The sequence below is a fragment of the Streptomyces sp. NBC_00341 genome (genome assembly GCF_041435055.1).
Taxonomy (GTDB): Bacteria; Actinomycetota; Actinomycetes; order Streptomycetales; family Streptomycetaceae; genus Streptomyces.
Map to the genome: position 1 here is coordinate 2,202,726 of NZ_CP108002.1, position 14,110 is coordinate 2,216,835.

Consider the following 14,110-nt stretch of genomic DNA (forward strand, 5'->3'; position numbering starts at 1 on the left):
TCCACAGCCGATAAAGGGATGCGTCCACCCTATCGAGCGCCGGGGACAGCGAAGAGCCCCGTCCATCGTATGGATGGGCGGGGCTCCTGCTGTGGCGATCAGTTCAGGTGATCAGTGGTGGCCGTGGCCCTCCGTGATCTCCTTGTACTCCTCGGGGGACGCCTTGGCGATCTGGCTGTTCTCGCCGTAGAAGCTCTTGCTGAGCTTGGCCCGCGTCTTCTCGATCGGCGACACCTTGCGCTTGACGCCGTTCTCGTCGACCAGCGGGCCGAGTTCGACCGGCGCGTACTGCTCGTGCGCGGTGAGGGTGTGCAGCTGACCCTGCGACAGCGGCTCGTGGACCTCGACGAACTCACCGTGCGGCAGGCGCTTGATGAGCCCGGACTCGCGCCCGTGCAGCACCTTCTCCTTGTCCCGGCGCTGAAGGCCGAGACAGATCCGCTTGGTGGCGATGAACGCGAGGACCGGTCCGACGAAGAAGAAGATCCGGACGAACCACGAGATGGAGTTCAGCGACAGGTGGAAGTGCGTCGCCCAGAGGTCGTTACCGCCGCCCACCAGGCCGATGAAGTACACCGTGATCCACGCGACGCCGAAGGCCGTACGGGTCGGGGCGTTGCGCGGGCGGTCCAGGATGTGGTGCTCGCGCTTGTCCCCGGTGACCCAGGACTCGATGAACGGGTACATCGCGATCGCGCCCAGGATGAGCCCGAAGAGCACCAGTGGGATGAGCACGCCCAGGACGAGCGTATGACCCCAGAGGTTGATCTCCCAGCCAGGCATCACTCGGACCAGACCCTCGGCGAAGCCCATGTACCAGTCGGGCTGGGCGCCGGTGGACACCTGGTCCGGGCGGTACGGGCCGATGGCCCAGATCGGGTTGATCGAGGCGATGCCCGCGATGACGGCGATGACACCGAAGACCAGGAAGAAGAAGCCTCCGGCCTTGGCCATGTACACCGGCAGCAGCGGCATGCCCACGACGTTCTTGTTGGTCCGGCCGGGACCCGCGAACTGCGTGTGCTTGTGGTAGAAGACCAGGATGAGGTGGGCCACCAGAAGCCCGAGCATGATGCCCGGCAGCAGCAGGATGTGCACCGAGTAGAACCGCGCGACGAAGTCGCCGCCCGGGAACTCCCCGCCGAACAGGAACATCGAGATGTAGGTGCCGACGATCGGCATCGACAGGATCGCGCCCTGGGTGAAGCGGACACCCGTACCCGAGAGCAGGTCGTCCGGGAGCGAGTAGCCGGTGAATCCGGTGAACATGCCGAGCACGAACAGCAGGAAGCCGAACAGCCAGTTGATCTCGCGCGGCTTGCGGAACGCGCCCGTGAAGAACACGCGCATCATGTGCACGAACATGCCGGCCAGGAAGATCAGCGCGGCCCAGTGGTGGATCTGCCGGACCAGCAGACCACCGCGGACGTCGAAGCTGATGTTCAGCGTCGAGGCGTAGGCCTCCGACATCCGGATGCCCTGCATGGGCTCGTACGGGCCGTGGTAGACGGTCTCGGCCATGCTCGGGTGGAAGAACAGCGTCAGATACACACCCGTGAGGATGATGATGATGAAGCTGTAGAGGCAGATCTCACCGAGCATGAAGGACCAGTGGTCCGGGAAGATCTTGCGCATGTTGGCCTTGGCCAGGGAGTAGATCCCGAGCCGGCCGTCCGCCCAGTCGGCCATCTTCTCACCGGCGGGCGCCTTGCGCTTCGTATCGGTCGCAGTACTCATCCGCGCTCCCAGAATGCAGGACCGACGGGCTCTTCGAAGTCACCGAGCGCCTCGAGGTTGCCCTCGCTGTTCACGCCGATCCGCAGCTGCGGAAGGGCGTGACCGGCCGGACCGAAGATGACGCGGGCGCCGTCGGAGAGGTCGAAGGTTGACTGGTGGCACGGGCAGAGCACGTGGTGCGTCTGCTGCTCGTACAGGCTGATCGGGCAGCCGACGTGGGTGCAGATCTTCGAGAAGGCCACGATGCCCTCGTGGGCCCACTCGCGCTCGCGCTTGTCCTTGATGTTGGACGGCTCGATGCGAATGATCATCAGCGCAGCCTTGGCGATCTGCGTCTGGAAGTCGTGTGCGTCCTCCTCCAGGCCCTCGGGCATGGCGAAGGTGAGCGAACCCACCGCGACGTCCTCGGGACGGAGCGGCTGGTTCGTGTTCATGTTGACGAGCTGCTTGCCCTTGGCCCACAGCGTCGAGCGGAGCTTCTTCTCCGGCAGCGGACCGAGGTCGCGCAGCAGCACCACACCGGCGAGCGGCACCAGGGCCAGCGCACCGAACATGGTGTTCCGGATCAGCTTGCGCCGGCCGAGCACGGACTCCTCGGCACCGGCCGCGAAGTCCGCCAGGACCTTCGCCCTGACCTCGGGCTCGGCCGCGATCGGGTGCCGCTCTGCCGGGACCTCCACGTCCGACATCAGGGTGCGCGCCCAGTGGACGGCTCCCGCGCCGATCGCGAAGAGCGCCACGCCCAGGGTCAGACCCAGGGAGAAGTTGAGCGCGCTCACATGACCGAACGGGAAGATGTAGACGATCTGGTCGACCGGGAAGATGACGTAGGAGGCGATGAAGCCGACCGTCGCCAGCATGGACAGCGTGAACAAGAACGCGACCACGCGCTCGGACCGGTCTGCGGCCCGTTCGTCGATGTCCTGGATGCGCGGCTGGTGGGCCGGCAGCCCCGGGTCCGCGAACGGATCGTCCGCGCCCTCTACCGCGCCGTGCGCGGGGACCTGCTCTGCGGGCAGGTTCTCTTCTGGAATCTCTTGGCTACTCATGACTTCTTGGCCTTAGCGGTGTGGGCCGCGACCCAGATGGCAACTGCGATCAGTGCGCCGAGCCCGAAGATCCAGCCGAACAGACCCTCGCTGACCGGACCGAGGCCGCCCAGCTTGAGGCCACCGGGGCTCTCGGCCTGCGCGCTGTTCACGGTCTGGACGTACGCGATGATGTCCTTCTTCTGCTGATTGGGCATCGTCGTGTCCGGGAAGGACGGCATGCTCTGAGGACCGGTCTGCATGGCCTCGTACATGTGCTTCGGGTCCACGCCCTCAAGGCTGGGAGCGGACTTGCCCTTCGTCAGGGCACCGCCCTCGCCGGTGAAGTTGTGGCACTGAGCGCAGTTGGTACGGAACAGGTCGCCGCCCTTGGCCACGTCCGCGCCCTCAGGGCTGACCTGGCTCTTGGTCGGGACGATCGGGCCGGCGCCGAGCGACGCGACGTACGCCGCGAGCTGGTCGATCTCGGCCTGGTTGTAGATGACCTTCTTCTTCGGTACCTGGGCACCCGGCTGCTGCGCGGGCATACGGCCGGTACCGACCTGGAAGTCCACGGCGGCGGAGCCCACGCCGACAAGCTGGGGCCCGTCGGTGGTTCCTTCACCGCCGGTTCCGTGGCAGCTGGCGCAACCGACGGAGTACAGCTTCTTGCCCTCGTCGATGGCGAGGGACTGGGCGGTTTCGTCGGCCTGCGCCTTACTCGCGGGCGCAAACGCGGCGTACAGCCCCCCGGTAGCCGCCAGCGCGAGGAGTAGTACGACGACCGCCGCCAACGGATGGCGTCGTCGTGCGGAGAGCTTTTTCACGGATTACCCCGGTGTCAGGATCTTCTGCGTCGATGCTGGATGTGGTTCGGGCTCTGGCCCGGTTACTTGATCAAGTAGATCGTGGCAAAGAGGCCGATCCACACAACATCGACGAAGTGCCAGTAATAGGACACGACGATGGCAGCGGTCGCCTGTTCATGGGTGAACCTCTTGGCTGCGTATGTCCTGCCCAGAACGAACAGGAAGGCGATGAGACCGCCTGTCACATGCAGACCATGGAAGCCAGTGGTCAGGTAGAACACCGAGCCGTACGGATCCGAGGACAGCGAGAGGCCGTCCTTCTTCACCAGCTCGGTGTACTCGAAGATCTGGCCTCCGATGAAGATCGCACCCATCACGAACGTGATCACGAACCAGGCGCGGAGCTTCTTCACATCGCCCCGCTCCGCGGCGAAGACGCCGAGCTGGCAGGTGAGTGATGAGAGCACCAGGATGGTGGTGTTCGTCGCCGAGAACGGAACGTTCAGGGACGACGCCATTTCCTTCCAGTGAACTGGTCCGGTCACCGATCGCAGGGTGAAGTACATCGCGAAGAGGGCCGCGAAGAACATCAGCTCGGAACTCAACCAGATGATGGTTCCGACGCTGGTGAGGTTCGGCCGATTGACCGACGGGTGCGCGTGCCCGGTTTCTACTGTCGTTGCTGTCGCCACGACCGACATTATGTCGGTCGCTTATCCCGCCCTCACTCCGGGGGGTGCCGTTCGGTGTGTCAGAGGGGTGTGTCCTCCCCGAACGGCCCATGGATCCGCTGCCCGGGGCAGTGCTGACAGGCCGTCGGGCGGAGTACGATCCGCGCATCGGACAGCCCTCACGCACCGAGGGCCCCGACGGCCCCGAAGACACGGATGTCACGGAGGAACAATGCAGCCGACCGCCACGGTCCTGGTCTACAGCGACAACGCACACACCCGTGAGCAGGTGAGGCTCGCGGCAGGGCGCAGGCCCGCGGCGGACGTCCCGCCGGTGGAGTTCCTGGAGTGCGCCACCCTGCCCGCCGTCCTGGACGCTCTGGACCAGGGAGGCGTCGACGTCTGCGTGTTGGACGGTGAGACCGCCCCGGCCGGCGGCATGGGCGTCTGCCGGCAGATCAAGGACGAGGTCTTCCGCTGCCCGCCGGTACTGCTGCTGATCGGGCGCCCGCAGGACGCCTGGCTGGCCACCTGGAGCCGCGCGGACGCCGCGGTGACCCTGCCGGTCGAGCCGGTCGGGTTCGCGGACGCCCTGGCCGCCCTGCTGCGCAGCAGGCTCTCCGTGGGCGCCTGAGGGCCCGCCTGACGCCCGTTGTCCCGCAGAGGGGCAGCGCACTCCCCGCTCAGACCTCGGGGCGCAGGCGTGCCGCCTGAACCGGGTCGACCCGGTCGGGCGTGTCGTTCTGCAGTGCGCTGCCCTTCTGCCATTTCGCCCAGGACAGGTTCCAGTCGCCGTAGCCGTTGTCGAACGGCGTCATGGTCTCGCCCTCGCTGCCGACGACCTTGACGATGTCGCCCTCGCGCACGGTGTTGTAGAACCACTCCGCCTCGCTGGTGCTCATCCCGGTGCAGCCGTGGCTGACGTTCGCGACGCCCTGCGAGCCGGTGGACCAGGGGGCCGCGTGCACGTACTCGCCGCTCCAGGTGACCCGGGTCGCGTAGTAGACCGGCAGATCGTACGAGTCACTCGAACCCTCGGCGATGCCGATGGTCTCCCCGCGCATACGTACGTAGTACTCCTTGCCCAGCACGACCTTGACGCCGTTGCGGGTGGAGAAGCCGGGCTTTCCCGTGGTCACCGGGATGGTGTTGATCACTTCTCCGTTGCGCTTGACCGTCATGGAGTGCTCCGAGGCGTCGGTGATGGCCTCGATCCGGTCGCCGGTAGTGATCTTCAACGCTTTCGTGGGCGCCCCGTACAGCGCGTTGGCCACCTTGATGCCGGTCAGATCGCTGCTGACCTCGATGGAGGCCTTGGCCGGCCAGTAGTCCTCGGGCCGGTAGTGCAGCGTCTTGTCGTCGACCCAGTACCAGGAGCCGGTCACGGCGGGCGTGGAGCGCACCCTCAGCGCGCGTTCGACGGTGGCACGGGCGGCCTTGTCGGCGACCGGGGCGCTGAGTTGCGCCGTAACGGGCTGTCCGACGCCGTAGGTGCCCGTCTGAGGGCCGAAGGTGACCTTCAGGAACCTCTTGGCGGCGGCGGTGCCGAAAGACAGCGTGCGGCTGCCTGGGGCGCCTTCGTCGTTCTCCATGCTGACCTTGACGGTGTACCGCGTGCCCGCGGCGAGCGGGGCGGTGGAGTGCCAGCGGTGTCCGTCGGCGTCGAGTTCGCCCGCCAGATGGCGTCCCTCGCCGTCCACGGCCGTCACATCGGTGATCCGGCCGTCGTCGCCGTCCACGCTGACTTCCAGGGGCTTGTCCGGGTCGACCTTCTCACCGCCGTCGGGCGTGTTGGAGGAGATCTCGTCGGCGGCGTCGTACGGCTTGGCCGCCAGCGGATGGCTGTCGGACTCCCCACAGGCGGTCATCCCTGCGACCAGGGTCACGACCAGCAGAGTGCAGCTCACTACGGGACGGATGCGCGGCGTGTGGTTCATGAACCCACGCTAAGAAGATTCATCCGTTTCAGCGCGCGGGGTGACTGCAAACGGGGGGCCCGCACTTCTCGTGGAAGTGCGGGCCCCCCGTCAGGTGGAGCGGTGTCACGGGTGGAGCGGTGTCACTGGGTGCGGTTCTCGCCGCGGTAGTACTCGAAGACCCAGCCGAACAGACCGACCATGATCACCGGGAGCGAGAAGTAGAGCAGCCACCAGCCGAAGATGACTCCCATGAAGGCGAGTGCGCCGCCGACCGCCAGCGAGAGCGGCTGCCAGCTGTGCGGGGAGAAGAACCCCACGTCGCCGGCCTCGTCCGCCACGTCGGCTTCCTTGTCGTCCTGCGCGAGCGCGTCGACCCGCCGGGCCGTGAAGGCCAGGTAGAAGCCGATCATGACGCTCAGGCCGAAGGCCAGGACGAGCGCGGTGGTTCCGGCCGGCTCCTTGGACCACACGCCGTACGTGATGGCCATGGCGAGGATGAAGACCGCCAGCCAGATGAACAGCTTGCCCTGGATCTTCACTTGCCAGCCTCCTTGCCGCCGGCGAGGGCCTTGTCACCCTCGGAGTGGTGCTCAAGCTGTTCGAGCGCCGTGATTTCCGGGTGGTGCAGGTCGAACGCCGGGGATTCGGAACGGATCCGCGGAAGGGTGATGAAGTTGTGCCGGGGCGGCGGGCAGGAGGTCGCCCACTCCAGCGAGCGGCCGTAACCCCACGGGTCGTCGACCTCGATCTTCTTGCCGTACTTGGCCGTCTTCCAGACGTTGTAGAAGAACGGCAGGATCGACAGTCCGAGCAGGAACGAGCAGATCGTGGAGATCGTGTTCAGCGCGGTGAAGCCGTCCGCCGCGAGGTAGTCCGCGTAACGACGCGGCATACCCTCGGCGCCCAGCCAGTGCTGCACCAGGAACGTGCCGTGGAAGCCCACGAACAGCGTCCAGAAGGTGATCTTGCCGAGCCGCTCGTCCAGCATCTTTCCGGTGAACTTCGGCCACCAGAAGTGGAATCCGGAGAACATCGCGAAGACCACGGTGCCGAAGACCACGTAGTGGAAGTGCGCCACCACGAAGTACGAGTCCGAGACGTGGAAGTCCATCGGGGGCGACGCGAGGATGACGCCGGTCAGACCACCGAAGGCGAAGGTGATCAGGAAGCCGACGGCCCAGAGCATCGGTGTCTCGAAGGACAACGAGCCCTTCCACATCGTGCCGATCCAGTTGAAGAACTTCACCCCGGTCGGTACCGCGATGAGGAACGTCATGAACGAGAAGAACGGCAACAGCACACCGCCGGTGACGTACATGTGGTGGGCCCACACGGTCACGGACAGACCCGCGATGGCGATCGTCGCACCGATCAGGCCGATGTATCCGAACATCGGCTTTCGACTGAACACTGGGATCACTTCGGAGACGATCCCGAAGAAGGGCAAAGCGATGATGTACACCTCTGGATGCCCGAAGAACCAGAATAGGTGTTGCCATAGCAGTGCGCCGCCATTGGCCGCGTCGAATACATGCGCCCCGAATTTTCGGTCCGCCTCCAGCGCGAAGAGCGCCGCGGCGAGGACCGGGAAGGCCAGCAGGACCAGGACACCGGTCAGCAGGACGTTCCAGACGAAGATCGGCATGCGGAACATCGTCATGCCGGGTGCGCGCATGCAGATGATCGTGGTGATGAAGTTGACCGAGCCGAGGATCGTGCCGAATCCGGAGAAGGCCAGACCCATGATCCACATATCGGCGCCGACGCCCGGCGAGCGGACCGCGTCCGAGAGCGGGGAGTAGGCGAACCAGCCGAAGTCGGCCGCACCCTGCGGGGTGAGGAAGCCGGCCACCGCGATGATCGAACCGAAGAGGTAGAGCCAGTACGCGAACATGTTCAGCCGCGGGAACGCCACGTCGGGCGCACCGATCTGCAGCGGCATGATCCAGTTCGCGAACCCGGCGAACAGCGGCGTCGCGAACATCAGCAGCATGATCGTGCCGTGCATCGTGAACGCCTGGTTGAACTGCTCGTTCGACATGATCTGCGTACCCGGACGGGCCAGCTCGGCGCGCATGAAGAGCGCGAGCAGACCGCCGATGCAGAAGAAGGCGAACGATGTGACCAGGTACATCGTGCCGATCGTCTTGTGGTCAGTGGTGGTCATCCACTTGATGACGACGTTTCCCGGCTGCTTGCGCCGGACCGGCAGCTCGTCCTCGTACGAGTCGTCTGCTGCCGCGGCACCCTGAGGTTCGTTGAGGATGCTCACAGTTTGTTCGTCTCCGCATTCCTGGCCGGGTCAGTCTGCTCGATGCCGGCCGGCACGTAGCCCGTGTTGCCCTTCTTCGCCAGCTCCTTGAGGTGCGCCTGGTAGCGCTCCGGGGAGACGACCTTGACGTTGAAGAGCATGCGGGAGTGGTCGGCGCCACAGAGCTCGGCGCACTTGCCCATGAAGGTGCCCTCCTGGTTGGGAGTCACCTCGAAGGAGTTGGTGTGGCCCGGAATGACGTCCTGCTTCATGAGGAACGGCACCACCCAGAAGGAGTGGATGACGTCACGCGAAGTCAGGATGAAGCGGACCTTCTCCCCCTTGGCCAGCCACAGGGTCGGACCGGGGTTGCCGTTCTGCGGGTTCCGGGTCCCCGGGACGCCGACGTCGTAGACGCCGTCAGCACCCTTGGGGAAGTCCTTGCGGAACCGGTCCGGGATGGCGTCGAGCTCCTTGGGGACCTTGTTGCCCGTGGCGGCAGAGCCGTCCACGTTCTCGATGTAGTTGAAGCCCCAGCTCCACTGGTAGCCGACCACGTTGACCGTGTGGGCGGGCTTCGGGGAGAGTTCGAGGATCTTCGATTCGTCGCGCGCGGTGAAGTAGAACAACACCGAGACGATGATCAGAGGGACCACGGTGTACAACGCCTCGATCGGCATGTTGTACCGGGTCTGCGGAGGAACCTCCACCTTGGTGCGGCTGCGCCGGTGGAAGATGACGCTCCACAGGATCAGGCCCCAGACGAGGACACCCGTGGCGAGCGCTGCCGCCCACGAGCCCTGCCAGAGGGAAAGGATCCGTGGGGCCTCTTCCGTCACCGGAGTAGGCATACCGAGGCGGGGGAAATCCTTGTATGTGCAACCGGTTGCGGTCGCCAGGATCAGGCCCGCAGTCAGCACCTGCGGCAGCTTCCGCCGCATCGGGCGCCGCGACGAGCGGTCGGAGCCGTTGGGACTCACGTAGCGCCTTCCCGAGAGTCTCGCCCGCACGGTCGGCGCGCCCGTCTCGTTTGTCGGTCGCCGCCCCTGACGCGGGCAGGGGTTTGGATGTTTATGCGGACCAAACCCTACTGGACGCTATTTGGGGTCGCGCGGGGAGGGTGCCCAACGCGCCGCCCGACTCCCCGAAGGGGTGGAATCCGCGCCTCCGGCCGCCATCTGACGCCCCCTCTCCTGACCCCGCGGGCGGCCGGGTCCCGGGCCCCGCTCCGGACCCGGCTAGCGTGGCCGGGTGCCCTACTTCGACGCCGCGTCCGCCGCCCCCCTCCACCCCGTCGCCCGCCAGGCGCTGCTTGCCGCACTGGACGAGGGCTGGGCCGATCCGGCCCGGCTCCACCGGGAGGGGCGGCGGGCCCGGCTGCTGCTGGACGCGGCCAGGGAGGCCGCCGCGGAGGCCGTCGGCTGCCGCCCCGACGAGCTCAGTTTCACCTCGTCCGGCACCCGGGCGGTGCACTCAGGAATTTCCGGGGCTCTCGCCGGGCGTCGGCGTGTCGGCCGCCATCTGGCCGTCTCCGCGGTCGAACACTCGTCCGTGCTCCATTCGGCGGCCGACCACGAGAGCCGGGGCGGGACGGTCACCGAGGTGCCGGTGGACCGGTCGGGGGCGGTGGAGCCGGCGGCGTACGGAGCGGCGCTGCGCGAGGACACCGCGCTGGCCTGCCTCCAGTCCGCCAACCACGAGGTCGGCACGGTGCAGCCGGTGGCCGAGGTCGCCGCGCTCTGCCGGGAGGCAGGGGTGCCGTTGCTGGTGGACGCCGCCCAGTCGCTGGGCCTGGAACCGGTGCCCGGCGGCTGGTCGCTGCTGGCGGCGAGCGCCCACAAGTGGGGCGGTCCGGCCGGCGTCGGGCTGCTGGCGGTGCGCAAGGGCGTCCGGTTCGCCGTCCAAGGTCCGGCCGACGAGCGGGAGTCGGGGCGCGCCGCCGGCTTCGAGGACATTCCGGCGATCGTGGCCGCGGCGGCGTCCCTGCGGGCGGTGCGGGCGGAGGCGGCGGCCGAGTCGGTGCGGCTGAGCGCGCTGGTGGACCGGATCCGCAGCCGGGTGCCTGTACTGGTGCCCGATGTGGAGGTCGTCGGTGACCCGGTGCGGCGGCTGCCGCATCTGGTCACGTTCTCCTGTCTCTATGTCGACGGAGAGACCCTGCTCCACGAGCTGGACCGGGCGGGTTTCTCCGTATCGTCCGGTTCGTCCTGCACGAGCAGCACCCTGACCCCGAGCCATGTGCTGAAGGCGATGGGGGTGCTGTCGGAGGGCAACGTCCGCGTGTCGCTGCCGATGGGCACTACGGAGGAGGACGTAGACCGCTTCCTCGACGTGCTGCCCGGGGCGGTGGCGGGGGTACGGGAGAAGCTGGGCGCGCCCGCCCCGGCAGCGCCCGCCGCCGCCCCGGCGGCCTCGCTGGTCGTCGACGCGCTCGGCAGGCGCTGCCCGATCCCGGTGATCGAGCTCGCAAAGGTGATCGGAGAGGTACCGGTGGGCGGCACGGTGACGGTCCTGTCCGACGACGAGGCGGCCCGGCTCGACATTCCGGCCTGGTGCGCGATGCGCGAACAGGAGTACGTGGGTGAGGAGCCGGCGGACCGGGGCTCGGCCTATGTGGTCCGCCGACTGTCCTGACCTGTCTCTGCGCGAGCTCTACGCGAGGTGCGTGCGGACCTCGGCGGCGGCCTCGTGACCGTACGCCTTGGTGAAGCGGTCCATGAAGTGGGTGCGGTGCAGGGTGTACTCCTGGGTGCCGACCGTCTCGATGACCAGCGTGGCGAGCATGCAGCCGACCTGGGCGGCCCGCTCCAGGCCGACGCCCCAGGCGAGGCCGGAGAGGAATCCGGCGCGGAAGGCGTCGCCGACGCCGGTCGGGTCGGTCTTGCTCTTCTCCTCCGCGCAGCCGACCTCGATCGGCTCCTCGCCGACGCGCTCGATCCGCACGCCCTGGGCGCCGAGGGTGGTGACGCGGTGGCCGACCTTGGACAGGATCTCCGCGTCGGTCCAGCCGGTCTTGGACTCGATGAGCCCCTTCTCGTACTCGTTGGAGAAGAGGTAGGTGGCGCCGTCGAGCAGGATGCGGATCTCGTCGCCGTCCATCCGGGCGATCTGCTGCGAGAAGTCCGCGGCGAACGGGATGCCTCGGGTGCGGCACTCCTCCGTGTGGCGGAGCATGCCCTCGGGGTCGTCGGCGCCGATGGAGACCAGGTCGAGACCGCCCACCCGGTCGGCCACGGCCTTGAGCTCGATCAGCCGGGCCTCACTCATGGCGCCGGTGTAGAAGGAGCCGATCTGGTTGTGGTCGGCGTCCGTCGTGCAGACGAAGCGGGCGGTGTGCAGGACCTCGGAGATCCGCACGGAGCCGGTGTCGACGCCGTGCCGGTCGAGCCAGGCCCGGTACTCGTCGAAGTCGGAGCCCGCCGCGCCGACCAGGATCGGGGCGGTGCCCAGCAGCCCCATGCCGAAGCAGATGTTGGCGGCGACACCTCCGCGGCGCACGTCCAGGTTGTCGACCAGGAAGGAGAGCGAGACCGTGTGCAGCTGGTCCGCGACCAGCTGGTCCGCGAAGCGGCCGGGGAAGGTCATGAGGTGGTCGGTGGCGATGGAGCCGGTGACTGCGATACGCACGGGAGACTGCTCCTGCGGAGGTCGAGGGGGAACGGTGTCCGCGTCCCCGGGGCGGCATGACAGGGGCCCGGAAATCGAGGGCCCCTTAACGCTACCGGTTCCCGGGGCGGTCCGAATGGGAAAAACTACCCGATAGTAGGGCTTTCCCCCTGAGCTCCGAGGTGCTTACGGTGCGGATATGTCGAACCACATCGCTTCGTTCGAGTCCGAGACCGGCCTGGCCGAGCTGCGCGGAGACTGCGCCCGGATGGCTCCGCACTGGGTGGTACCCGCGAAGGCCGCCGCGATCCCGGTGGCGCCGTCCCTGATTCACGGGGTGAGCGTGCCCCCGGCCTCGGCGAAGCTGATCGACGCGACGGCGGAGTACGGCGACTGACCGCTCCGGATTACGGCGCCCGGCAGACCGTGCTACGACCCCTCCGGGACCCCGCTCCTGCCGCAACTGCCGCCCCACGGGGGAACCGTGCGCTCCCGCGCCCCGTCCCATCGGTGTCCGCACCCAAGGGGCGGGCCATATGCCGGCCAGGCGTATGACGCCAATGCAGGCGAAGGAGCGATCCGGTGAGCACCGAGCGATCCGACAACGACGAGACCGGCCCCCGGCGGCGTTCGCCGCTCGCCGTGGCCTCGGTGGCGGCAGCCGTGCTGCTGGCCGGTGGCGGCGGCGCGTACTGGGCGGCGACCGCGGCGGACAGCGGCAACGTCGAGGAGAACGGGGGCCTCGGCGCAGGCAAGCCCCCGCCGCTCTCCCTGGACGAGCGGACGGGCGGACCGGCCACCACACCCTCCTCCCCCACCTCATCGGCCCCACCGCGAGGCATCGCGCCCGGTGAGCCCGACCCGCACGGCGGACGGCTCGTCTACCGCGCGGCGGGCGCGCTGCCGGACGGCCCGGCGAAGGCCGCGGTCCAGCGCACCAGCGGGACCGTCTCCGCCGCCGAGGTGACCCGGCTGGCGAAGGCGCTCGACCTGAAGGGCACCCCGCAGGCCGAGGGCACCTCCTGGAAGGTGGGCTCGGACGGTGACGGCTCGGGCCCGGTGCTGCGGGTCGGCAAGCAGGCGCCCGGCACCTGGACCTTCGCCCGTCACGGCTCCGGCGGCACGGACAACTGCGGCCAGAAGGCGACCTGTTCGGGCGAGCACGTGGCGCCCGGCGGCTCGGGATCACCGGTGAGCGAGAAGGCCGCCATGGCGGCGGCGGCGCCCGTACTGAAGGCGACCGGCCAGGACGCCGCCTCCCTCGACGCCCGCCAGCTGATGGGCTCGGCCCGCGTGGTGAACGCGGACCCGGTGGTGGACGGACTGCCGACGTACGGCTGGGCGACCGGCGTCCAGGTCGGCACCGACGGCGAAGTGATCGGCGGCGGCGGGCAGTTGAAGGGCCTGGAGAAGGGCGCCGAGTACCCGGTGATCGGGGCGGCCGACGCGCTGAAGCAGCTGAACGCTGCGCAGCCCTCGGATGGCCGCAAGAACATCGGCGGATGCGCCACCGTGGCGCCGCTCAGCGGCGACAAGAAGCCGTCCGGGAAGTCCTGCGGCACACGGACAGGGGCGGAGCCGCCGACGACGACGGTGACGGTCGACAAGGCCGTCTTCGGTCTGGCGGCGCAGTACGTGGACGGGAAGCAGCTGCTCGTGCCGTCCTGGATCTTCACGGTCCGGCCCGTTGCGGGCGGTACGGGCAACACGGTCAGCCAGGTCGCCGTGGACCCGGCGTACCTGACGAAGAACGCCCCGTCGGAGAAGACGCCGGACGGTGGCGGCACGACGCCGGCCGGTGGCACGGTCCAGTCGTACAGCGCCGACGGACGGACGCTCTCCGTGACGTTCTGGGGTGGCGTGTGCAGCAAGTACTCGGCGAGCGCGAAGGAGGACGGCGACACCGTGCGGGTGACCGTGACGGAGTCGAAGCCGGACCCGGAGAAGATGTGCGTCAAGATCGCCAAGAAGCTGACCCGTACGGTCACCCTGGACCAGCCGCTGGGCGACCGGAAGGTGGTCGACGCGGAGTCCGGCGCCGGGGTGCCGCAGAAGTGACGTGACGCCCCCGTACAGGGCACACGCAGCG

13 protein-coding genes are annotated in these 14,110 nt (G+C 68.1%); 4 read left to right on the forward strand and 9 right to left on the reverse strand.

Annotated features, from left to right (window positions below):
- Positions 1-111 precede the first annotated feature (111 nt).
- The 4 genes from OG892_RS09805 to OG892_RS09820 all read right to left on the reverse strand — a co-directional run bounded on the left by OG892_RS09805 (position 112) and on the right by OG892_RS09820 (position 4,275).
- Complete coding sequence (locus OG892_RS09805) at positions 112-1,737, reverse strand: ubiquinol-cytochrome c reductase cytochrome b subunit (protein WP_073735583.1); 1,626 nt, start codon at positions 1,735-1,737, stop codon at positions 112-114.
- On the reverse strand, positions 1,734-2,786 hold the full coding sequence (locus OG892_RS09810; protein ID WP_073735584.1) for a ubiquinol-cytochrome c reductase iron-sulfur subunit: 1,053 nt from the start codon (positions 2,784-2,786) through the stop codon (positions 1,734-1,736). Before OG892_RS09810 ends, OG892_RS09805 begins: the two co-directional genes overlap by 4 nt.
- Positions 2,783-3,592, reverse strand: a complete 810-nt coding sequence (locus OG892_RS09815; protein ID WP_073735585.1) for a c-type cytochrome — start codon at positions 3,590-3,592, stop codon at positions 2,783-2,785. Before OG892_RS09815 ends, OG892_RS09810 begins: the two co-directional genes overlap by 4 nt.
- A gap of 62 nt (positions 3,593-3,654) precedes the next feature.
- The gene (locus OG892_RS09820) at positions 3,655-4,275 is read right to left on the reverse strand and encodes a heme-copper oxidase subunit III (protein WP_073735586.1); all 621 of its coding nucleotides are present in this window, start codon (positions 4,273-4,275) and stop codon (positions 3,655-3,657) included.
- 202 nt (positions 4,276-4,477) lie between these two features.
- Here OG892_RS09820 and OG892_RS09825 point away from each other — a divergent pair, with 202 nt between their 5' ends.
- Entirely contained in the window at positions 4,478-4,879 is a 402-nt protein-coding gene (locus OG892_RS09825) for a hypothetical protein (protein ID WP_073735587.1), read from the forward strand.
- A gap of 49 nt (positions 4,880-4,928) precedes the next feature.
- Here the strand turns inward: OG892_RS09825 and OG892_RS09830 are convergent, their stop codons facing one another.
- From OG892_RS09830 to coxB, 4 genes are all read right to left on the reverse strand, one after another.
- Positions 4,929-6,182 carry an Ig-like domain-containing protein gene (locus OG892_RS09830; protein ID WP_073735588.1) on the reverse strand — a complete coding sequence of 418 codons (1,254 nt, stop codon included), beginning with the start codon at positions 6,180-6,182 and terminating at the stop codon, positions 4,929-4,931.
- Between the two features lie 122 nt (positions 6,183-6,304).
- Positions 6,305-6,703 carry a cytochrome c oxidase subunit 4 gene (locus OG892_RS09835; protein WP_073735589.1) on the reverse strand — a complete coding sequence of 133 codons (399 nt, stop codon included), beginning with the start codon at positions 6,701-6,703 and terminating at the stop codon, positions 6,305-6,307.
- A complete protein-coding gene (gene ctaD / locus OG892_RS09840; RefSeq protein WP_073735590.1) occupies positions 6,700-8,436 on the reverse strand; it encodes a cytochrome c oxidase subunit I in 1,737 nt (578 codons plus the stop codon). Before ctaD ends, OG892_RS09835 begins: the two co-directional genes overlap by 4 nt.
- Positions 8,433-9,395: a cytochrome c oxidase subunit II gene (gene coxB, locus OG892_RS09845; RefSeq protein ID WP_073735591.1), complete on the reverse strand. Its 963-nt coding sequence runs from the start codon at positions 9,393-9,395 to the stop codon at positions 8,433-8,435. Before coxB ends, ctaD begins: the two co-directional genes overlap by 4 nt.
- Positions 9,396-9,666: 271 nt before the next feature.
- Here coxB and OG892_RS09850 point away from each other — a divergent pair, with 271 nt between their 5' ends.
- Complete coding sequence (locus OG892_RS09850; protein WP_371628925.1) at positions 9,667-11,049, forward strand: cysteine desulfurase/sulfurtransferase TusA family protein; 1,383 nt, start codon at positions 9,667-9,669, stop codon at positions 11,047-11,049.
- A gap of 18 nt (positions 11,050-11,067) precedes the next feature.
- On the opposite strand, the gene OG892_RS09855 is transcribed toward OG892_RS09850, so the two are convergent.
- Positions 11,068-12,042, reverse strand: a complete 975-nt coding sequence (locus OG892_RS09855; RefSeq protein WP_073735593.1) for a carbohydrate kinase family protein — start codon at positions 12,040-12,042, stop codon at positions 11,068-11,070.
- A 178-nt stretch (positions 12,043-12,220) separates the two neighbouring features.
- Here OG892_RS09855 and OG892_RS09860 point away from each other — a divergent pair, with 178 nt between their 5' ends.
- Entirely contained in the window at positions 12,221-12,418 is a 198-nt protein-coding gene (locus OG892_RS09860; protein ID WP_328867338.1) for a hypothetical protein, read from the forward strand.
- Positions 12,419-12,603: 185 nt separating this feature from the next.
- Positions 12,604-14,079, forward strand: a complete 1,476-nt coding sequence (locus OG892_RS09865) for a hypothetical protein (protein WP_371628926.1) — start codon at positions 12,604-12,606, stop codon at positions 14,077-14,079.
- Positions 14,080-14,110 lie beyond the last annotated feature (31 nt).

Excerpts from the sequence above, each read along its gene's own strand:
- OG892_RS09820 (WP_073735586.1), bottom strand. The coding sequence starts at position 4,275 with ATGTCGGTCGTGGCGACAGCAACGACAGTAGAAACCGGGCACGCGCAC.
- OG892_RS09860 (WP_328867338.1), top strand. The coding sequence starts at position 12,221 with ATGTCGAACCACATCGCTTCGTTCGAGTCCGAGACCGGCCTGGCCGAG.
- OG892_RS09810 (WP_073735584.1), bottom strand. The coding sequence starts at position 2,786 with ATGAGTAGCCAAGAGATTCCAGAAGAGAACCTGCCCGCAGAGCAGGTC.
- OG892_RS09825 (WP_073735587.1), top strand. The coding sequence starts at position 4,478 with ATGCAGCCGACCGCCACGGTCCTGGTCTACAGCGACAACGCACACACC.
- OG892_RS09830 (WP_073735588.1), bottom strand. The coding sequence starts at position 6,182 with ATGAACCACACGCCGCGCATCCGTCCCGTAGTGAGCTGCACTCTGCTG.
- OG892_RS09805 (WP_073735583.1), bottom strand. The coding sequence starts at position 1,737 with ATGAGTACTGCGACCGATACGAAGCGCAAGGCGCCCGCCGGTGAGAAG.